The sequence below is a fragment of the Clostridium neonatale genome (assembly GCF_900465025.1).
Lineage (GTDB): Bacteria > Bacillota > Clostridia > Clostridiales > Clostridiaceae > Clostridium > Clostridium neonatale.
In genome coordinates, this window is record NZ_UICR01000002.1 from 580,591 (window position 1) to 600,978 (window position 20,388).

The 20,388-nt window shown below is 29.6% G+C and carries 19 protein-coding genes and 2 riboswitches; of the genes, 5 read left to right on the forward strand and 14 right to left on the reverse strand.

All coding sequences use genetic code 11. The features are described from left to right. The first annotated feature begins 280 nt into the window (after window positions 1–280). Window positions 281–487: riboswitch (cobalamin riboswitch) on the forward strand. A 113-nt stretch (window positions 488–600) separates the two neighbouring features. From CNEONATNEC86_RS14235 to CNEONATNEC86_RS14245, 3 genes are read left to right on the forward strand one after another with little or no spacing between them, the layout of a single operon-like run. After that, window positions 601–1,614: an ABC transporter substrate-binding protein gene (locus CNEONATNEC86_RS14235; RefSeq protein WP_159136281.1), complete on the forward strand. Its 1,014-nt coding sequence runs from the start codon at window positions 601–603 to the stop codon at window positions 1,612–1,614. Then, window positions 1,601–2,668 (forward strand): FecCD family ABC transporter permease, encoded by a 1,068-nt coding sequence (locus tag CNEONATNEC86_RS14240; protein WP_200848534.1) that lies wholly within the window; start codon window positions 1,601–1,603, stop codon window positions 2,666–2,668. Before CNEONATNEC86_RS14235 ends, CNEONATNEC86_RS14240 begins: the two co-directional genes overlap by 14 nt. Then, window positions 2,668–3,423 carry an ABC transporter ATP-binding protein gene (locus tag CNEONATNEC86_RS14245; RefSeq protein WP_159136282.1) on the forward strand — a complete coding sequence of 252 codons (756 nt, stop codon included), beginning with the start codon at window positions 2,668–2,670 and terminating at the stop codon, window positions 3,421–3,423. Before CNEONATNEC86_RS14240 ends, CNEONATNEC86_RS14245 begins: the two co-directional genes overlap by 1 nt. A gap of 394 nt (window positions 3,424–3,817) precedes the next feature. Here the strand turns inward: CNEONATNEC86_RS14245 and CNEONATNEC86_RS14250 are convergent, their stop codons facing one another. The 5 genes from CNEONATNEC86_RS14250 to CNEONATNEC86_RS14270 all read right to left on the reverse strand — a co-directional run bounded on the left by CNEONATNEC86_RS14250 (window position 3,818) and on the right by CNEONATNEC86_RS14270 (window position 8,123). Further along, a complete protein-coding gene (locus CNEONATNEC86_RS14250; protein WP_159116562.1) occupies window positions 3,818–5,143 on the reverse strand; it encodes an MATE family efflux transporter in 1,326 nt (441 codons plus the stop codon). 43 nt (window positions 5,144–5,186) lie between these two features. Further along, the gene (locus tag CNEONATNEC86_RS14255; RefSeq protein ID WP_159116563.1) at window positions 5,187–6,344 is read right to left on the reverse strand and encodes a MalY/PatB family protein; all 1,158 of its coding nucleotides are present in this window, start codon (window positions 6,342–6,344) and stop codon (window positions 5,187–5,189) included. A 31-nt stretch (window positions 6,345–6,375) separates the two neighbouring features. Next, window positions 6,376–7,215 carry a DUF3737 family protein gene (locus CNEONATNEC86_RS14260; RefSeq protein ID WP_159136283.1) on the reverse strand — a complete coding sequence of 280 codons (840 nt, stop codon included), beginning with the start codon at window positions 7,213–7,215 and terminating at the stop codon, window positions 6,376–6,378. A gap of 117 nt (window positions 7,216–7,332) precedes the next feature. Continuing rightward, window positions 7,333–7,659, reverse strand: a complete 327-nt coding sequence (locus CNEONATNEC86_RS14265; protein ID WP_159136284.1) for a carboxymuconolactone decarboxylase family protein — start codon at window positions 7,657–7,659, stop codon at window positions 7,333–7,335. A gap of 53 nt (window positions 7,660–7,712) precedes the next feature. Continuing rightward, window positions 7,713–8,123 carry a cupin domain-containing protein gene (locus tag CNEONATNEC86_RS14270; protein WP_159136285.1) on the reverse strand — a complete coding sequence of 137 codons (411 nt, stop codon included), beginning with the start codon at window positions 8,121–8,123 and terminating at the stop codon, window positions 7,713–7,715. 295 nt (window positions 8,124–8,418) lie between these two features. Here CNEONATNEC86_RS14270 and CNEONATNEC86_RS14275 point away from each other — a divergent pair, with 295 nt between their 5' ends. Next, the gene (locus CNEONATNEC86_RS14275) at window positions 8,419–8,862 is read left to right on the forward strand and encodes a MerR family transcriptional regulator (RefSeq protein ID WP_159136286.1); all 444 of its coding nucleotides are present in this window, start codon (window positions 8,419–8,421) and stop codon (window positions 8,860–8,862) included. A 226-nt stretch (window positions 8,863–9,088) separates the two neighbouring features. Here CNEONATNEC86_RS14275 and allE read toward each other — a convergent pair whose 3' ends face one another. The 4 genes from allE to CNEONATNEC86_RS14295 form a co-directional block, all read right to left on the reverse strand. Beyond that, window positions 9,089–9,853: a (S)-ureidoglycine aminohydrolase gene (gene allE / locus CNEONATNEC86_RS14280; RefSeq protein ID WP_125148703.1), complete on the reverse strand. Its 765-nt coding sequence runs from the start codon at window positions 9,851–9,853 to the stop codon at window positions 9,089–9,091. Window positions 9,854–10,090: 237 nt separating this feature from the next. Beyond that, window positions 10,091–11,311, reverse strand: a complete 1,221-nt coding sequence (locus CNEONATNEC86_RS14285) for a chloride channel protein (RefSeq protein ID WP_159136287.1) — start codon at window positions 11,309–11,311, stop codon at window positions 10,091–10,093. A gap of 47 nt (window positions 11,312–11,358) precedes the next feature. Beyond that, window positions 11,359–11,432, reverse strand: a riboswitch (Fluoride riboswitch). Between the two features lie 126 nt (window positions 11,433–11,558). Then, entirely contained in the window at window positions 11,559–12,368 is an 810-nt protein-coding gene (locus CNEONATNEC86_RS14290; protein ID WP_159136288.1) for an alpha/beta fold hydrolase, read from the reverse strand. 176 nt (window positions 12,369–12,544) lie between these two features. Beyond that, window positions 12,545–13,051, reverse strand: a complete 507-nt coding sequence (locus CNEONATNEC86_RS14295) for a MarR family winged helix-turn-helix transcriptional regulator (RefSeq protein ID WP_230132053.1) — start codon at window positions 13,049–13,051, stop codon at window positions 12,545–12,547. Between the two features lie 206 nt (window positions 13,052–13,257). Between CNEONATNEC86_RS14295 and CNEONATNEC86_RS14300 the strand changes: the two genes are divergently transcribed. Further along, window positions 13,258–14,475 carry an IS701 family transposase gene (locus CNEONATNEC86_RS14300; RefSeq protein ID WP_058294124.1) on the forward strand — a complete coding sequence of 406 codons (1,218 nt, stop codon included), beginning with the start codon at window positions 13,258–13,260 and terminating at the stop codon, window positions 14,473–14,475. A gap of 61 nt (window positions 14,476–14,536) precedes the next feature. Here the strand turns inward: CNEONATNEC86_RS14300 and CNEONATNEC86_RS14305 are convergent, their stop codons facing one another. The 5 genes from CNEONATNEC86_RS14305 to CNEONATNEC86_RS14325 form a co-directional block, all read right to left on the reverse strand. Continuing rightward, window positions 14,537–15,085, reverse strand: a complete 549-nt coding sequence (locus tag CNEONATNEC86_RS14305; protein WP_159136289.1) for a hypothetical protein — start codon at window positions 15,083–15,085, stop codon at window positions 14,537–14,539. A 502-nt stretch (window positions 15,086–15,587) separates the two neighbouring features. Further along, on the reverse strand, window positions 15,588–17,279 hold the full coding sequence (locus CNEONATNEC86_RS14310) for a sulfate adenylyltransferase subunit 1 (protein WP_159136290.1): 1,692 nt from the start codon (window positions 17,277–17,279) through the stop codon (window positions 15,588–15,590). Window position 17,280: 1 nt separating this feature from the next. Continuing rightward, window positions 17,281–18,180, reverse strand: a complete 900-nt coding sequence (gene cysD, locus CNEONATNEC86_RS14315; protein ID WP_058295862.1) for a sulfate adenylyltransferase subunit CysD — start codon at window positions 18,178–18,180, stop codon at window positions 17,281–17,283. Between the two features lie 159 nt (window positions 18,181–18,339). After that, a complete protein-coding gene (locus CNEONATNEC86_RS14320; protein ID WP_058295863.1) occupies window positions 18,340–18,654 on the reverse strand; it encodes a 4Fe-4S dicluster domain-containing protein in 315 nt (104 codons plus the stop codon). Further along, window positions 18,638–20,377 (reverse strand): adenylyl-sulfate reductase subunit alpha, encoded by a 1,740-nt coding sequence (locus CNEONATNEC86_RS14325; protein ID WP_058295864.1) that lies wholly within the window; start codon window positions 20,375–20,377, stop codon window positions 18,638–18,640. Before CNEONATNEC86_RS14325 ends, CNEONATNEC86_RS14320 begins: the two co-directional genes overlap by 17 nt. Window positions 20,378–20,388: the final 11 nt, after the last annotated feature.

A 20,388-nucleotide genomic window follows, 5' to 3' on the forward strand; every position in this document is an offset into this window, starting at 1 on the left:
GAATTTAAGCATATATGTTCTAATATTTATAACTTTATTTCTTCTAACAATTGTAAAATTTTATCTTTATAGATATGTTTCTTTTTATGATTTTAAAATGTTAACTACAGTATTTATTATCTATATAATACATACGTAGATTCATCTTCTTTGTATCTGTGAGCTCATCTGCAACCAAATCTTAATTTATTACTTTATCTAATCCTTTTTTATAAAAGAGCTATGTTTTTATAGACACAAATAATATTTTTATATATACTTAACTAGTTATTTAATATATTGATATAAAAATAATATTGGTTAAAATTATCAAACAAAAATTGATATTTTTATTAAAAAGGAAGTTAGGTGAAATTCCTACACAGTGCCGCTACTGTAATTAGGGAATGCTGATTCAAAATACACCATTGAACATAACCATGTTTGAGAAGGAGAATCAGTGTACTGATCTATAAGTCAGGAGACTTGCCATTATTATAATATCGATACTCTTCGGTAAAAGAGTGATATTAATAAAAATTAAATATCAAATGATGACTAAGAGTATCCTTCTATCTTTATATTGAAACAAATAAATATCAAATGATAAAAGGAGACAACATGAAAAAACAAAAAAAATTAATAACAATTCTATTAAGCATGATCATTTTATTAGGTCTTGTTTCTTGTGGTCTAAACAATAAAAACATACAAAACAATTCTTCAATCTCACAATCTGAGCTAAATACTGATTCACACTATCCTGTAACTATAACAACATATAACTATGCAAAGGAGCCTATTGAAATAACTTTTAATAAGGCACCTGAAAAAGTCGTAGCTATTTATCAAAATTCTATTGAAACAATGCTTGCATTAGGACTTGAAGATAAAATGGTTGCTGCTGCAGGTCTTGACCATGACGTAAAAGATGAATATAAGGATAGTTTCAGTAAAGTAAGTTATTTAGCAGAATTTACTCCTGATAAAGAAACTATAGTAATGGAAAAACCTGATTTTATATTAGGATGGTATTCTTTATTTGATGACAAAAGATTAGGTGATGTTGACTACTGGATTAACAATGGAACAAACACTTATATCTCATTAAATAGTGGAATATCTGAAGAAAGAACCATTCAAAATGAAATTACAGACATATTAAATATAGGTAAAATCTTCAATGTTGAAGATAAGGCTAAGGCTTTAGTAGATAATATTACTTCAAAAGTTGAAGAAGTTACTTCAAAAGTTGCAAATAAAGAAAAACAAACAGCTATGGTAATAGAATATTTTGATGATGATATCTATACTTATGGAGCTAAAACTTTAGCTGGAGATATGGTAACAAAATTAAAGGCAGAACTTTTAAATCCTGAAGGCGGAAATATAGGTGCTGAAGACTTAATAAATTTAAATCCTGATTGTATTTTTGTTTCTTATATGGACAGAGGAGATGAAAATGTTCCTATAGATGAAGTAAACAAAATACTTAATAACCCTGCTTTTTCAAGTCTTTCAGCAGTAAAAAATAAAAGAGTTTATGCAATACCATTAGGTGATATGTATTCCAGCGGTATAAGAACCATAGATGGTATAAACACTTTTGCTAATGGATTATATGGAAATGAATAAAAAACTTTTCAAAGATGTTCCTATATATTTAGGAACTTCTATTCTACTTTTAATCATACTTTTTTTATCAATATGTCTTTCTGTTACCATAGGATCTGTTGATATAAGTATGAAAGAAGTTTATGAAGTTATATTATATAAATTGTTTGGTATTGGTTCTTCATATAGTGGAACTGGTCCTATTTCTGATGTGGTCTGGCTTATAAGAATGCCAAGAATAGTGCTTGCTATTTCTGTAGGCGCTGGACTGTCTGTAGCTGGAATAGTTATGCAAGCGATAGTAAAAAATCCTCTTGCTGATCCTTATATACTAGGTGTATCATCAGGAGCATCTCTTGGTGCCACCCTTTCAGTAATTCTTGGATTTGGGAGTATCTTTGGAAGTAACTCAATTGGATTTATGGGCTTTATTGGCGCCTTTACAATATCTATTTTAGTTTTAGTGATATCAAATATTGGAGGACGAAGTAATTCTATAAAACTTCTTTTGGCAGGTATGGCACTAAGTTCAGTATGCAGCTCCTTTTCAAGCTTTTTAGTATATATATCTGATGATTCACAAAAATTAAAGACTATAACTTTTTGGTTAATGGGTAGCCTTGCTGGAGCAAAATGGGATGAAATAATCATCATACTTCCAATTATTATTTTAGGAACAATATTTTTTATAACTCAATATAGAACATTAAATTTAATGTTATTAGGTGATGAGGTATCAATTACTTTAGGCACAGATTTACATAGCTATAGAATCATATATCTAGTAATAACCTCTCTTATGATTGGCATATTGGTTTATGCTTCTGGTATGATAGGATTTGTGGGGCTTATTGTTCCACATCTAGTAAGAATAATTTTGGGAACTGATCATAGAAAGATAATACCAATAGCAGCTCTTTTAGGATCTATAATCTTAATATGGGCAGATGTGTTTTCAAGAGTAATAATAAAAGGAACTGAAATTCCTATTGGAATAGTTATATCAATAATCGGAGCACCATTATTTGTATGGCTTATGATTAAAAAGAATTATGGTTTTGGTGGTAATAAATAATGAATATAAAAACAGAAAATGTTAATGTAGTTTTAGAGGACAACAATATATTAAAAGACATAAATATAGAAGTTGATAATAAAGAAGTTGTAGGCATAATAGGGCCTAATGGAAGTGGAAAATCTACTCTTTTAAAATGTATATATAGAGTATTAAAGCCAAGTAATGGCATAGTAAAATTTGATTATGCTGATATAAAAAATATATCTGTAAAAGAAAGTTCAAAAAAATTAGCTGTGCTGTCACAGCATAATAACTATAACTTTGATTTTACTGTTAAAGAGATAGTTCTCATGGGACGCTCACCTCATAAAAAATTTATGGAAAGAGATAATAAAGAAGATTATGATATCGTAAATGATGCTTTAAAAAAAGTTGATATGATGAACTTTAAAGATAGAAACTTTCAGAGCTTATCTGGTGGAGAGCAGCAAAGAGTAATACTTGCAAGAGCTTTAGCCCAGCAGCCTAAATGCTTAATATTAGATGAACCTACAAATCATTTAGATATAAAATATCAGTTGCAGCTTATGAGAATAGTTAAAAGCTTAAATATAGAAGTGATTGCTGCCATTCATGATTTAAATATTGCTACTATGTATTGTGATAAAATATATGTTTTAAAAGACGGAAAAATAGTTCAGTATGGCACTCCAAAAGAAATTCTTACACCACAGCTTATAAAAAATGTCTATGAAGTAGATGCAAAGCTTATAGTAGATAAAGATATAGTTCATATCTCCTATTTAATATAGGAATATATTTTCCACGTCTTATTTTCAACTACTTCATAACAGAATTTTATGAAACTTTTTACGTATATTATAAATAATATAACATTAATTTTCTATTTGCATTAGTTAATTCTTTTTCAAAGAATTTAATCTTTCACAAATTTTGGGGTACAATAAGGCCCCACGAAGTTAGGCGGAATTATCTGAAAAATAATGTATTCCCATAATAAGCATACTAAGAAAATCTTATCTTCCTAAATTAGGCAGATAAGATTTTCTTCTACTGTTTTAAAATAATACGCTACCTTTGTACTATAATTACTTAAAAGCAACTATTTTATGTTGTAAATATATTTCTTCCATAAATAAAATTTTCTCTGGTATAAACTTAATAAATTAATCTTTTAAAATTCAATCAAATTACCTGAAAGTTCTTCCACGTACCACGCTTAAACCTGATAATGTATATAATGGCACGAAACATCCAGTCAATCCCCATAGCAATCCATACGCCAATAACTCCCATTTGAAAAATAACACCTAGAATATAAGCAAAGGATATTCTGAATATAAACAATGAACTTATTGATATAACCATAGTAAATCGTACATCCCCTGCCGCACGCAGCGCATTGGCAAGAGTAAATGAAGCTGGCCACAGAAAGATTGCACAACAATTATGAATCATAACAAGTATATAAGTCAGATGACGGACTTCTATAGGTAAAGAATAAAAATTTAAAATCCACTTAAGAAGCAGAATCTGGCCTAAACTGCTTAATATAGTTCCAATATAAGCACTCTTCATAAGTTTCTTTGTATAATTAGTAGCCTGTAAATAGTCACCTGCACCAACACATTGACCTACTACAGTAACTATAGCTAAGTTTATTGCATTTGCACACGTAATTGCAATCATAACTAAGCTGTTTGTAATTCCGTTTGCAGCAATCTGAGCTGTACCAAACATTGAAACAATACTAATTAAAAGAACCTTCCCCAGTTGAAAAATTCCGTTTTCTATGCCATTGGGAATGGCTATATTTAGGATTCTTCGAATCATTTCACCGTTCCAAGAAAAAATCTTAGAGAAAGAAATGAATACTTCATTTTTCTTATTGAAACACATATACAGCATAATGGCTGCTGCAACTGCACGAGCAATGATTGATGCAGTTGCAACACCTGCGACACCTGCATGTAATACAAAGATTCCAATTGCATTTCCAACCAAATTAATTAGATTCATAATAATAGAAACAATCATTGGCGTGCTGGAATTTCCCATGGAACGGAATAAAGCAGCACCGCAATCATAAATAGATAAAAACGGATATGACAATCCAGAAATAACAAAATAAGTTATAGCAGATGTCATAACATCAGCTTCAATATTCCCAAATAGAATACTTAGCATTGGTTTATGAAAAACAGCTACAAAAATTACAATTCCAACAGAAATAAGTGATGATATTCCAATTAACTGACTGGCAGCATTACACGCATTATCTCTATCTTTGTTTCCAATATATTGTGAAACAACTACAGCTCCTCCTGTAGTAAGTGCAGCCAGCAAATAAATTATTAACATATTTATCATATCCACCAGAGAAACACCTGAAACTGCCGCTTCACCAGTATAAGATAACATCATAGTGGAAACTATTCCAACAACTATAATCAGGATTTGATCCAAAAATATTGGAATAATCAATTTTCTAAGTGCCTTGTTTGAAAACATAAAAATACCTCTAACTAATATAAGAATCTATCTCATAATTTTTTCATTTCAAAACTTTTTCTAACCTTTCTAATCCTTCTCTAAGTAATGATCTAGAACATGCTATGTTTATTCTAATAAATCCTTCTCCTGCTTCACCATATGTTTGTCCATCATTGATTCTTAGGTCACCTTGTTCAAGTATTTTTTTACTGATCTCTTTTGAACTCATACCAAGACTTTTACAATCAATCCATATTAAATACGTAGCCTGAGGTACCACAACCTTTAATTTTGGAAGCCTTTCATTAATAAACGAAAGTAAATAATCTAGATTTCCTTTTAAATAATCCAATAATTGTTCTAACCATTCTTCTCCTTCATTATAAGCAGCAATTAATGCCTCAATTCCAAAAATATTAGGCTCTATTGCCTCATTTATATTTAGTGATCTATTTACTTTTTTTCTATACTCCTCATTAGCTACTATAATATTTGATATTTTTAGTCCAGCAATATTAAATGTTTTACTAGGTGCCGTACAAGTGATGGAATTCATTAAAAATTTTTCATTAATTGATGCAAATGGAATATGTTTATTTTCTTTATAAACCAAATCCCTATGAATTTCATCAACTAATACTAAAACATTATGTTTTAAACATATTTCACCTAATCGTTGAAGTTCATCTTTACTCCATACTCTTCCTCCAGGATTATGAGGATTGCATAAAATAAAAATTTTAACTCTTTCATCTGAAGCCTTCTTTTCAAAGTCCTCAAAATCAATTTCGTAAAACTCACCATTGTACTTTAGTTCATTTAATACTATGGTACATCTATTATTCGTTATGGACGTATTAAAATAATTATAGACCGGTGAATGAATTAGAACTTTATCCCCTGGTTCTGTAAATGCTTGTACAACTGCTGAAAGTGATGGAATTACACCTGTACTAGCTTCAATCCATTCCTTTTTTATTTCAAAATTATGTTTCCTATTCCACCATCTAACCTCAGCTTCATAATAGTCATCTGGAATATTAGTATATCCAAAGATTCCATGCTGCACTCTTTTTTCTAAAGCATTGATAATTGGATCAGCTGTTTTAAAATCCATATCAGCTATCCACATTGGTATAATATCTTTTTCCTGTGAGGTGTCCCACTTAACACTATTTGTATTTCTTCTATTAATAATAGTATTAAAATCATACTTCAAATTGATTACCTCCTTATAAATTATTATAATATCATACTGCTTTTCTTATAATTTGTATATTTTCAAAATCCAAATTGGGATCATCCAATATAATATCTTTAACATCTTCTACTTTTATGGTCCCGCTAAATGGATTCTTAATACTTTCAACTGTGTTTATGACTTCAGCTTGAACTGTTGAATATTCAAAGCTTAAATCTGTATCAACCATTTCACAATTTTCTAATATTAAATTTTCTGCATAACACAATGGCTGTGTTCCACTTATTTTGCAGTTAATAAGTCTTAGATTTTTAGAATACCATCCTAAATATTCTCCATTCAAAACAGAATCATATACTGTAATATCTTCTGTATTCCAAAAAGTATCTTTTGAGTTGATTACACACTCTCTAAAAACACCTTTTTTCACGTGTTGAAATGAGTAATTTCCATCTAATTTAAAATTATTAACTTCAACATTAGAACTATGTAATAATAAATAATTACCTTTAAATTTAGAATCATTAATCTTAACATTTTTACAGTCCCATAGTGTTTCCTCTGTATTCATAATAGTTTTATTAATTGTAATATTTTGAGCATCTCTAAAAATCTTAGGTGCATCAACTTTGCAGTTATTCATTATTATATCACTTGTATACCAAATGGCTGCACGACTATCTTCTGTAAAATAGCTGTCATAAACTTCTACATCTTTATTATGCCACATTGGATACTTACCCCAAAATTTACAATTATATATTCTTATATTTTCACTCTCTTTAATTGGAGATTCGCCTTCTAAAAATACACTGTCCTTTATTTCTGTATTAAAAGATTTAAATAGTGAACGTTCTCCTTCAAAAGTTCCTTTTTCTATTAATTTCATAACGTCAATTCCTTTTCATCTTTATTATTTTTTTAAATTCATTAATTTATATTTCTTCCATATATCAATATACCATCTGACCATATTACCCGATCAGATGGTTATTAAAATCGTAAATCAGTTATTTTCAGAGTAAACTTCTTTTGCCAAACTAAACGCTGCCCATGCATTTGGCCATCCCACATAAAATGCCAGATGAGTAATTATTTCATACATTTCTTCGGCTGTTACTCCATTATTCTTTGCATTAATTATATGGTATTTTAAAGAATTATCAAAAATACCTTTTGTCATTAATGCTGTAACTGTAATCACGCTTCGATCTCTAAGTGATAACTTATCCTCTCTTGACCATACTTCCCCAAAAAGAACATCATCATTAAGTTCTGCAAATTTGGGTGCAAATGTTCCAAGAGCATCTCTTCCTGCTGTCTGCTTTTTCATATATATTCCTCCACTCTATAAATAATATTTTTCATACTTATGACATTGTAATATTATCTTAGTTTTGCATATTCTTCATTTGTTACCGGTTCACACCATTCATTGGAAGCACCTTCTTTAGGAACAGATAATGCTAAATGTGCAAAAGCTTCATCTGCTACTGCACCATGCCAATGTTTAATTTCTGGTGCTATATATACTACATCTCCGCTTTTTAAAAGTTGTGGCTTTTTTCCCATTTCTTGATACCATCCATGGCCACCAACACAAATTAATATTTGACCACTACCATGATGAATATGCCAATTATTTCTACATCCTGGTTCAAATGTTACATTGCATATTCCAACTTCTTTATCATTTAAAGAGCTTAAATAACTTTTACCGATGAAATATTCTGCATATGCTGTATTTTCTTCACCAAGTAAAAAATCTGATACTTTTTCTAATTCTTTTCTATCCATTATTCTCTTCTCCTCTTTTATCTATATTATTTTATTTCTTTTATCTATATGCTTTTTCATAGATTTTCACGCAATCTTCATGTGATAATGGGCATGGATCACACATAAATACCCCCCCATTGTTTCTCTTGCGTTCTTTGCCATCTTATCAAATTCATCTTTTTGTATACTCTTATTTGATCAAATACACTTTGAACTTGCATATACTGCTTTCATGTATTATGATAACTCTATACTAATACCTAAACCTAACTTTAGGTCAATACTTTTTTAAAAATTTTTTTGGAGGTGTTTTATGGCTTATTCCATTGGAGAAATTTCAGAAATGCTTAATATATCAATATCAACTCTGCGCTACTATGACAAGGAGGGACTTCTTCCTCTAGTTAACAGAACTTCTGGAAATATACGTATCTTTGATGATACAGATGTTGAATGCTTAAAAATGATAGAATGTTTAAAAAATACAGGCATGCCACTTAAGGATATTAAAAATTTTTTTGAATGGTGCGAAGAAGGGGATTCCACAATTGATAAACGATATGAACTGTTTATGCACCAAAAGGCAAAGACCGAAAAACAGATTACTCTATTACAAAATGCTTTAAATCGCATAAATTATAAATGCGAATTTTACAGAATATCCAAAGAAAAAGGAACTACAAATCTTCCTGGTTTACGTGAAGAACTAGCTATGAAATTCCTAAATAAAGTGTCTGAAAAAGGAACACCAGAATAGCTTGGTGTTCCTAGATTTATTAATTAATCATATATAGTAAGAAGTCAAATTCCAATAAATTTATTTATCAATTTAATCACTATCTGTTATTTCTCTATCCCATGCAATATCTTCTCTAACTACCTTTGCTGGATTTCCTGCAACAACGGGCTTATGAATTATATAATAGTCCTTTTCTTCTAAGTAATTATTTTCATTTAAATAATTTTCTATTTCTTCATTAAATTTATAAAATTACATCTCTATTGCAATCTTTTGAATATATATAAGAAAATAATTCTCTTCCAACTCCATAAGCACATTGTGCAACATACGGGCCAAACCATATGAAATCTTCTTTCTTTATTCCCATCCACTTATCATCTAATAAATACATACCTTCACCACTTAAAACATAAGCGCCATGTTCTTGTACATGAGTTTCAACTATTGGATGACATCCACCTGGTTCAAATGCAAGTATATGCATATTCATATCATAGCCAAGATGTGTTGGAAGTAAATCTTTTATATATACATTTTCCATTTCATCATAAATTTTATATTCAATATCATTAACATTTCCAACACAGACTTCTGCTTCAATGCCTTCAAGTGGAATATATATTTGCTTATATAGAAGAAACTTTGCATTATCATTTCCTACATTTTTAAATGATATTCCAAGTCCAGCTGGTGAAAAGGCATATCCTCCATCAATTAACGTATATTTTTCTTCTCCAATTTTTATATCTAATGTTCCATTTAAACAATATATAAAACTTTCTATTTTATCTTCTTTAGCAAATGGTATAGTTGTTCCTCCATTTACATTGGCATCAACTATATATTGAACAAAGCTTGCTCCCATTTTAGGTGATGCAACTATGCTCACTATACACTCCTTAATATTTGGTATAACGTTATTTACCAAACCATCTTTTGGTATTACTGCATATACCCCCGGCTTAACTACAGCTCTTGTTGATAATAAATCACTTGGATATCCAATTTTTATATCTCCTCTTAAATCACTTTATTTGTCACATTAAAATCTAACTTTTTATATTAAAATGAAATTTTGTATGTCTTATTAAAAGTTTTAACTTTAAACTAATTATATTATTTTACAGTTTTTCTTTCAATTACATAATAAATTTTTGTATTTAAATTCTACTTTAAAGAAGCTGCTTGCATATATTAAAATATAATTTTATATATTTTTTCATATCTACCTTATAAAATCCAACTAATCTTTATTAGGCGCTTTTATGATATTTTTTTGTAGTCCATATATTGATTTATTTCCATTGAAAATATATGAAATAGAACAAACTACAAAAAAGTATGGCATATACTCATATCCAAAAACTTCAGCTCCTATAAATATAGGTGCTAAAAGTGTATTTGTAGCACTTCCGAATACTGCAGTATAGCCAAGAGCTGCAATAAATTCCACTGGCATATTTAATATATTAGCTAACACTACACCAAGGCTGCATCCAATAGAAAATAGCGGAGTAACCTCTCCTCCCTGATATCCAGCTGCTAATGTTATAACTGTAAGTATAATTTTTAAAAGCCAGTCAAATTCATAAATATGTTCTCCATTAAAGCTTGCATTTATTAAATTAGTCCCTAAACCTGAATATCTTCCTCTTCCACAAATAATAAATAAAATGCTTAATATTATTCCAACTACAAATATTTTTTTAATAGGATCTTCAAATTTATTGCCTAACTTTTCTTTTGCATATTTTAGAAATACAGAAAATATTCTTCCAACAAAGCTAAAGATAACTGCTATAATTACTAGTTTTAAAATAAACATAGCATCTATATTTATTTTTGTTTCCAGTTTGAAAGTAAACTTTTCTAAGTTCAATAAATGTGCTGTAAAGCTGGATGAAAAAGCTGCAATAATAATTGGAAGGAGAGCTGTATAATCAAGTGCACCTGCAATCAAAACTTCCAAAGAAAAAAAACATGCTGCAATTGGTGTCCCAAACAATCCGGCAAAACCTGCTGCCATTCCTGTTACTAAAAATACTCTCGAAGCATTTTCTATTTTAATTCTACTTCCAATATAATGAGAAACAGTGGCTCCAATTTGTACAGCTACTCCCTCTCTTCCAGCACTTCCTCCAAACAAATGGGTCATCCATGTTCCTATTATTGAAAGTGGTACAAGTGTTAATGGAATACTGTCTTCTTCACCATGGCCAACATTAAATACTAAGTTCATCCCCTTCATTGCTTTCTTACTAACTTTTCTATATATCAAGATTAAAAGCATTCCTGCAAGGGGAAGGAAGAAAATAAGCTTCATAAAATGCTCGCTCCTAGACTCCCCTAAATAAATTAAAATCTTTCCAAAACCTGCATCTATTGCTCCAACTATAACGCCAATAATAACGGCTGCCAAACTAACAATAATCATTTGCTTGTAACATTTAATAAACTCCTTCATTATGTATTACCTCCAATTTTACATAAAAAAACTGATAACTATCCGTAGCAATTACAGAAGTCATCAGCATATAGCGGTTTAGACATTTATGTCACGGGAGACTTTCATTCCCTATTTATATTCACTCTTTTAAATTTATACAAAATTCTTTTTAGATTATAGCATTTTAATATTATTTTGTAAATGCATTACATAGTTAATTTCATTCCATTAATTTTTCTTTTAATAATATCTATATTATATATTATTATTCATAGCTAACTCTTTTAATCCACTCACTAAATAGTGCATTAAACACTTCTGGCTGTTCTATCTGTAAATTATGTCCTGCCATATCTAGCACGGCAAAAGTTGCCCTTGGATAATTATCTAGAATACTCCATGTCCCCTTATATCCAACGCTTGAATCCTGACGACCTAGTAAAAATAATGTAGGTTTGTTAAACTTTTGATCAAACATATCCTTTTCGAAAGATAATTTTTTCCCACATTTATTAAGCTTATTCAAAAAATCATTATCAGCTAATTTTATACCAGATAAAATTTCATTGTTATATCTTGTCCAAGTTTCTTCTGTTTGAACTACTTGTATAGATCGAAACATTTCTGCTTCTTCTTTGTCAAGTTTTGATAATAATTCATCATCTTTCTTTAAAACAATATGTTTATGTCTTAAATCATGACCTTTAGTTGCTGGGCATAATAAAAATAATCCATCTACTCTTTCTTTCATTTTATATATTAGTCCTAAAGATAAATATCCCCCATAAGATTCACCCGCAAGTAAGAAATTCTCATCTGGAATAATTTTATCAATTACTTCAATAACAATGTCCAGCATCACATCAGAATTCACAATCCAATCTTTACTCTTTGTTTTTCCCATACCAGGCAGATCAATATATATTCTTTTATATTCATTACTTTCACCTAATATTGGTTCAATACATCCTGACATTAATCTATGGTCAACTGTATATCCATGAAGAATAACTATAGGCTTTCCATTTCCTTTAATCTCATAATTTAGATCTAAATCTCTTATTTTCAAATACATTTTTTATTCTCCTTTTTTATTTATCTTTGATATATGGTCAATACTAATTCTATTGGCTATAATATTATCAATAAGCTTTTAATTTATAATTGATAGATATCATCTTATTTAATAAATAAGCGATTTGCAACTATCTTATCAAAATAGTTTGTTATCAAACTATTTCTTTAAAAAAATTAAAAATTATTTTTTATTTTTAATAATGTTTTTAATAAATCCGACTTCTCCTTTTCTGAAATTCCTTTGTATACTGTAGATATTAAATCTTCAGATATTGATTCAAACATTGGTTTTAATGCCTTACCTTTTTCACTGAGACTTACATATATAACACGATTGTCTAAAGTATCTTTTGTTTTCTCAACATAGCCTTCCTTTATTAGTTTATTTACTAATGCTGTTACTGTTGATTTATCTTTTTCAATCTTCTCTGCAATCTCCTTCATAGTTAATTTTTCATTATATAAAAGTGCAAAAATAATGTCTCCATGAGAAGGTGCAAAGCCCTTCAAACCACATTTATTCATTTCATCTGTAATAAATGTATTTGCGTGATCTCTTATTCTTGAAATTAATGATATTATATCTTCTACTCTCATAAGATCATTATAGTTTGACATCAAACTATTGTCAAATATTTTCATTTTCTTTTGTATATATATGATTATTTTAATGTACTTCATTACTGATTTTCTAAATTTAATTAAATCAAAATATCTATTTATTACCTTTTCAAATTGTAATTTACTTGACTTGTGCATTAATTTAAGAAAATTTACCATCGGATTTTTATTGATATTTTACCAGTATAATTTTAAATAAAAAAGTAGCATGTAAACCTCAAACATGCTAGATTTATTGTTGCGAAACCAAATCTAAGGAGATTTATATGCTGACAACAATATTAAACCAAAATGAAACAATTATCAACTATATTTCAGAGTTAAATCTGCCATATTCTTCTGCGATAAAGAATCATATGGTAAATATAGTATCTGGAATTATTGTAACAGAAGGAAGCAAAACTATTTCATCTGTTCATAATAAAATTACATGCAATAGAGATCGAAGTACTGGTTCAAGGTTCCTAAGTTCATATTCATGGAATCATGAATATGTTACGCAAGAACGCATATTTCATGCAATATCTGAAATTTCCAACACTTGTGAAGATAGTGATGTTGGATTCCTAATCATTGATGATACCTTAACTAAGAAAAATACTTCAACTAAAAAAATTGAAGGCTTAGATTTTCACAATTCACATGCTGATGGCAATAAACCTAAATGGTCACACTGCTTAGTTACATCGCATTATAAGATTAATGATTATTCTATACCTTTAGATTTTAGACAATATCACCGAAAGGAATCGAGTAAAAAACTATCTAAAAAATTTCTAGATAAAAATGAACTTGCGATGGAACTGATTAATGAATTCACTCCTGTAACTAAAAACAATTATTTACTAGTTGATTCATGGTATACTTCAGCAAAAATTTTGCTTCACGGTTTAATAAATGGTTGTCACACTATAGGGAGAATAAAATCTAACAGAGTAATATATCCGGCTGGCATTAAAACAAATGTCAAAAAGTTTTCTTCATACATTAGGACTAATGAGACTAGCTTAGTTACCGCTAGTAATAACAAGTACTATGTTTATAGATATGAAGGAAAACTTAATGATATTGAGAATGTAGTTGTACTTATAAGCTGGACTAAAAACGATTTATCTGATAATCCAGCATTCATTATAAGTACGGATGTTTCACTCGATAATAAAACCATAATTTCATATTACGAAAAGCGTTGGGATATTGAAGTAAGTTATAGATATCATAAAACAGCTCTTGGTTTTGATGAATTTCAAATTCAATCTTTAAAATCAATACATAGATATTGGAGCATGATATTTTTAACGTATACTTTTCTTGAGATTTTCAGAGTCAAATGTGAAAAATTATATAAATTTAAAAATATTGGAGATGTAATATTACACTTCCGAAACAACTATTTGGTAAAAATAGTTTCTTTTGCACATGAATGTGCAGATAACGGGATTGATTTACAGTCTACTATTGCCAAATTAGGACTAGTAGCTTAAATTTTTCCTATTTACTGCACAAGTCTAGTAATTTATTGCTTTATTTCAGTTACAATATTACTTAAAATCCATTTCTTATTTTTATAGTCTTAATTATAGCATCATCCCATATCTGTGCTTCAATATATCTTATAGGTCCTTGTTCTCCTAAAGGATTCCAACTCTGAGGAAGTCCGTACTTATCAATAATCTTTAAAATTTCTTCATATGTATATACTTGTTTTCGATACTCTTTACTATCATCTCCTCTTGATCCAAAAACAGGAAACATATCCCCATATGTAAATGAAATATAATTAGTATCAATATCTTTTATCTCAATACTAATTGATGTTCCATCTTTATACCAAGATAACAACCATGGGCAGTCTTCTAATGTCATATAATGTGGTCTTCTTCTATTAACTCTACCACCCTTGCTTATAAATATCTTTTTGACAATATCTTCATACTCAAATCTTCTTTCTAAATATATTTCGTCTCTATTAGATGCAAAAATGGCTTTATTATTATAAATAATATTCATAATATTTTTAGCATCTTCAATTTTTAAGTCTGAAAGATTCATAAATGGTCCTATTTCTTTTTCATAGTAATGAAAAAGTCTCATCGTCTCACCTCAACTATTTTCAAAATATCTCTTTATCAAATTACAGCTTATACTTTGGAATATTATAACATATATACAAGTATCAAGTTATCCACTCTTTGAAAATTTTTTTATTATTTAATCATCAGTACAAATATTATTGTAATGTAATTCATGAAAGATTTTCTCACCATAAAAAAATCTATATCTGCAAACGAAATAGCTATGTACCCTAGTATATTTACTTCTTTTCAAAGATGTATATAAACTGATCATAACATGCCTTCTACAAAAATAACTTTTCTATATATAAAAAGATAATAACTTCTGTAAAAACTACAGAAGTCATTATTCTATAACTGTTTATTCATATTCTTTTGAAATTACTGAAAGTTTCCTAAGATAATTGTTCTCTCGATATTCCTTGCTAATTCTACATCCGCTATTACTTTAGGTAACCTTTTTATTCTAAATAGGATTTTTAGTTAGTATTAAATTTCTCACTTATGCATATTAGTATCAATTAAATCACCCAGTAATTATCATGAAATACAACCTGACGGTAAGTTCCAAAATTCATCCACTTATTAAATATTTCACTTTCTGAATCCTCTTTATTAGTATTATATTCACTTAAAAATGCTTTAAGTTCATCATCTGAATAAACTTTAATTTCAAAACCTCTTCCATTTATAACTGGATAGCTGCCATAACTATACTTATCAAGTACAATAATTTCACTTATTTTTTTATCTCTAACTTTAACAGCCACATTATCTCTTAAGATTAAAATATCAAAATTATCTGGATAATTATAACTTTCTCCCTTTGTTGGAATTGTATCGCCTACTGTGTATTTTGGATGCTTATCATAATATTTTGATACATTTAAACTATCTAAGTTATAATAGAATTCTTCAAATATATCTCCTCTTGCACTTAGATTTTCATATACAAATGCTACATCATTCTTTAAGTTTTCTTCTAAGCATTCTATTACACCACATGCTGAAGTCATATTACTTACCCTGTCAATTAAAATAAGTTCGCCTAGAGTTTTATGAGATTTAAAATTATCTACAACTATGTTTTCTGCCAAAACAATCTTGCAGTATGCAATTTCATTTTTTGTTAAAGAACTTGCTTCCTTATGCTCGCCACTATTTACATCAATTGCATATTCAATTTTTGATACAACTGCTGGTATTAGTTTTGTTCCAATCTTAGCTAAAAACTCTTGTCCATTATTTAATTTACTATCATCCATCCATAAAATAGTAGCTTCAATATGCTTTTCTGTGTTAATCTCAGAATCTTTGAATAAAACGCATCCCCTTGATACATCTACTTCTTTATTTAATGTAATAGTAACAGGCTGACCTTTATATGCATCTTTACTTTCTTTATCACCAATGTTGATACTCTTCACATATGCTTTTTCATTACTTGGAAGTGTTGTTATTTCATCTCCGATTGCTATTCTTCCTGCTTCAACCTGTCCTTGAAACCCTCTAAATTCATGGTTTGGGCGGCATACCCTTTGCACTGGCATATAAAATCCTTCTTCATCCTCATCGGATACATCTACGTTTTCAAGATAAGCTAAAAGAGGTTCACCATTATACCATGAAATATTTTCTGATTTCGTAGTTATATTATCTCCTTCTGTAGCACATAAAGGAATTATTTTTACATCTTTAAGTGAAAGTTCTTTTGAAAGATCATTAATAACTTTCTCAATTTCTAAAAATTTATTTTCATCATAATTTATTAAGTCCATTTTATTTACTGCAAATACAAAATGCTTGATTCCCATTAAAGAACAAATTCTGGCATGACGTCTTGTTTGAATTAAAACTCCCTGCTCTGCATCAACAAGTATAACAGCTAAATCAGCAAATGATGCTCCAACTGCCATATTCCTTGTATACTCTTCATGTCCTGGTGTATCTGCAACAATGAAGCTTCTATTATCTGTTGTAAAATAACGATATGCAACATCAATAGTTATTCCCTGTTCTCTTTCAGCCATAAGTCCATCAAGCAAAAGTGAATAGTCTATTTTTCCTTCTCTGCTTCCAACCTTACTGTCAAGTTCTAATGCCCTTCTCTGATCTGCATATAGAAGTTTTGCATCATATAATATATGTCCTATGAGAGTTGATTTTCCATCATCTACACTTCCGCATGTAATAAATTTAAGTAATCCTTTCATCTTAGAAATATCCCTCCCTTTTTCTTCTTTCCATACTTCCTGCTGCTTCATTATCAATAACTCTTGTTGTTCTTTCTGATGAAACTGCACTTAAAGTTTCTTCGATTATCTCATCAAGTGTTGTGGCTTCTGATTCACATCCGCCAGTTAATGGATAGCATCCGAGAGTTCTAAACCTTACTTTTTTATATTGAATTTCTTCACCAGGCTTTAATTTTAATCTATCATCATCCACCATAATTATATTTCCATCTCTATACACAACTGGTCTTTCTTTTGCAAAATATAATGGTACAATATCAATATTTTCTCTTTTTATATATTGCCATATATCTTTTTCTGTCCAGTTAGAAATAGGGAATACTCTCATGCTTTCTCCCTTATTTATTTTCGTGTTAAATAATTTCCACATTTCAGGCCTTTGATTTTTAGGGTCCCATGCATGAGCTTCATTTCTAAAAGAAAAAATACGTTCCTTTGCTCTTGATTTTTCTTCATCACGCCTGCCCCCACCAAAGGCAGCAGTAAATCCGTATTTACTTAAAGCTTGCTTTAAAGCCTGTGTTTTCATAATATCTGTATAAGCTGAGCCGTGATCAAATGGATTTATTCCTTGTCTTACACCTTCTTCATTGGTGTACTTAAGCATTTCTATACCTAGCTTTTTTGCTGTTTCATCTCTGAATTTAATCATTTCTTTAAACTTCCATGTAGTGTCTATATGCAAGAATGGGAATGGTGGTTTTTCAGGATAAAATGCCTTCATTGCCAAATGAAGCATTACTGAACTGTCCTTTCCTATTGAATACAGCATTACTGGCTTTTCGCACTCTGCTGCAACTTCTCTTATAATATATATTGCTTCTGCTTCTAACTCATCTAAATGAGATAATTCACTCATATATAGCCTCCATTTCTACTGCCATAGCAGATTTATAATTAAGTATTTATTTGACTATTTCCTATATTTACTTATATAAAAATTTAAATTGACTTAATTGATATTTATTTAAATTTTTTCTATTTTTAATACTTCACTTATATCAAGATTTGAACTACATTAATATTTATTTGAATCCTTTGGATTTAAATCTATAACATATGTTTCACCATCTGGTTTTTCTACCTTCCAGTGTACAAGTTCACCATCTTCTTTAACAGTAAGTGTGCTTCCTCTTCCCCCAATATCTGCACCAAGATATAATGAAATAGCCTGACTTTTGCATTCTTTAACACAAGACGTACATCCCCAGCAGTCTTTTGGATATTTAATAAAAGCCTTTTTATTATCATCCATTTTTATAAGATTCCCTGGGCATGCTTCTAAGCACTGCCTGCATCCTATACATTTATCTTTATCAATCTTTATGCTCATATTTTTCTTTTCCTCCTACAAGTTCTCGAAAAATAATTTGTATCTTTCCATCAACTGCTTTTGAATTTACATACTTAAGGTATACATCACTTTTCTCTGGATAATCTAAATTCTCTGCAAAGCTGTGCCATCTTGTCTCTTTTCTTGCCTTTAAATGAGCAATTACAGATAAACATACTGTAAGCCTCTCTTTTAATTCATATATAAACATAAGCTCATGCATATCTTTAGCAGCAAGATGTGAAGTTAATGAAATTAAATTTCTTATCTTTTCATCAGCCATATGAAGCTGTCTTTCATTATATTGATAATTGCTGCCTATACCACCTGCATAACTGTCCATTATTTTCTGCATTGCTTCTTCTAATTCTTCAACAGTAAAGCTTTCATTTTCTTCATTTAAAATACTTTCAATCTCATATTTCTTCTCTTTGATTAACAGCTCTTTTTCATGATCTTTTATTTCAGCTTCATTTTTAATCTTTAAATTATTAACTTCTAAGTTTGTTTTATTTTTACCGTCTAAATCATGAATTATAGATAATGCTGCAATTTCTCCTTCTACAAGAGCTCCTGTTACATATTTTTGAGGACATCCACCTGCCACATCTCCAGCTGCATAAAGTCCATGTATAGTTGTTTTTCTATTTGTATCTACCCAATATCCGCTTGCAGTATGCCCTCCAACTATGTATGGTTCTGTTCCTTCAATTTCAACATTTTCTTCACTTGGATTCTTTCCACTTTCTATCCATTTTAATGTCTGGCTTGGTGCCATATTAAGATATGCCTTTTTTAATTCATCATTTAATTCTTCTTTAATTCCTTGTGTTTTTAAATAACATGGACCTCTTCCTTCAATATTCTCTCTTACTGTTCCATATAGCCTTTCAGATGTTGTAATCCCATATTTACTTTCATAAACCTCACCTTTAGAATTTATCTGTTTTGCTAAAACACCTTGGGCAATTGTTCCTGTAGGTGCTATTGTGTCTTTACATCTTAATGCTATAAAACGCATTTCAAAAGTTGTCATTTCAGCACCGGCTCTTATTCCCATTGCATACCCTGCACCTGTATTAAAAGGCGGATACCACATTTTATGCCTTGAAAAGCCTGGATTGTTAGGTTTATAAAGACCTGCTGCTCCACCCGTTGCACATATAACCTTTTTAGCTTCTATAAAATATAAAACGTCTTTATTTACATCTATTGCAAATGCTCCATAAATCTTATTATCTTTAACAACATAATCTATAACATTCATATGATTGTATGCTGTAACGCCATTTAACTTCTTTACAGCATCTGCCAATATAGGCTTTATATTTTCACCATTAATTTTTATATTTCTATTGCCTCGTGCAACATATTCTCCATTTTCATCTTTTAAAATAACAAGACCTAAATCTTCTAATTTTTTTGTTACTTTATTTAGACCTTGAGACATTGTAAGAAGCAGATCTTCTCGTACAATTCCTTCTGCATCCTTTTTAGCATACTCAACATAATCCTCTGGCTTTCTTCCTTTTACAATATATGCATTGATTGCATTTACACCTGCCGCAAGACATCCACTACGTTTTATATTGGCTTTTTCAGCAATCAAAACAGAAAGATCTGAATTTTCTCTAAGCGTAATTGCAGCATAGCATCCAGCTGTTCCACCACCAATGATTAATACATCTGTTTTAAGATGCTTTATATCTACCTCAGTTTTCAAAAAATCGCCCC

Excerpts from the sequence above, each read along its gene's own strand:
- CNEONATNEC86_RS14260 (WP_159136283.1), bottom strand. The coding sequence starts at position 7,215 with ATGAAATTAATAGAAAAAGGAACTTTTGAAGGAGAACGTTCACTATTT.
- CNEONATNEC86_RS14275 (WP_159136286.1), top strand. The coding sequence starts at position 8,419 with ATGGCTTATTCCATTGGAGAAATTTCAGAAATGCTTAATATATCAATA.
- CNEONATNEC86_RS14265 (WP_159136284.1), bottom strand. The coding sequence starts at position 7,659 with ATGAAAAAGCAGACAGCAGGAAGAGATGCTCTTGGAACATTTGCACCC.
- CNEONATNEC86_RS14240 (WP_200848534.1), top strand. The coding sequence starts at position 1,601 with ATGGAAATGAATAAAAAACTTTTCAAAGATGTTCCTATATATTTAGGA.
- CNEONATNEC86_RS14305 (WP_159136289.1), bottom strand. The coding sequence starts at position 15,085 with ATGAGACTTTTTCATTACTATGAAAAAGAAATAGGACCATTTATGAAT.
- CNEONATNEC86_RS14290 (WP_159136288.1), bottom strand. The coding sequence starts at position 12,368 with ATGTATTTGAAAATAAGAGATTTAGATCTAAATTATGAGATTAAAGGA.
- CNEONATNEC86_RS14270 (WP_159136285.1), bottom strand. The coding sequence starts at position 8,123 with ATGGATAGAAAAGAATTAGAAAAAGTATCAGATTTTTTACTTGGTGAA.
- CNEONATNEC86_RS14300 (WP_058294124.1), top strand. The coding sequence starts at position 13,258 with ATGCTGACAACAATATTAAACCAAAATGAAACAATTATCAACTATATT.
- CNEONATNEC86_RS14235 (WP_159136281.1), top strand. The coding sequence starts at position 601 with ATGAAAAAACAAAAAAAATTAATAACAATTCTATTAAGCATGATCATT.
- CNEONATNEC86_RS14310 (WP_159136290.1), bottom strand. The coding sequence starts at position 17,279 with ATGAAAGGATTACTTAAATTTATTACATGCGGAAGTGTAGATGATGGA.
- CNEONATNEC86_RS14285 (WP_159136287.1), bottom strand. The coding sequence starts at position 11,311 with ATGAAGGAGTTTATTAAATGTTACAAGCAAATGATTATTGTTAGTTTG.
- CNEONATNEC86_RS14245 (WP_159136282.1), top strand. The coding sequence starts at position 2,668 with ATGAATATAAAAACAGAAAATGTTAATGTAGTTTTAGAGGACAACAAT.
- CNEONATNEC86_RS14250 (WP_159116562.1), bottom strand. The coding sequence starts at position 5,143 with ATGTTTTCAAACAAGGCACTTAGAAAATTGATTATTCCAATATTTTTG.
- CNEONATNEC86_RS14320 (WP_058295863.1), bottom strand. The coding sequence starts at position 18,654 with ATGAGCATAAAGATTGATAAAGATAAATGTATAGGATGCAGGCAGTGC.
- CNEONATNEC86_RS14295 (WP_230132053.1), bottom strand. The coding sequence starts at position 13,051 with ATGAAGTACATTAAAATAATCATATATATACAAAAGAAAATGAAAATA.
- cysD (WP_058295862.1), bottom strand. The coding sequence starts at position 18,180 with ATGAGTGAATTATCTCATTTAGATGAGTTAGAAGCAGAAGCAATATAT.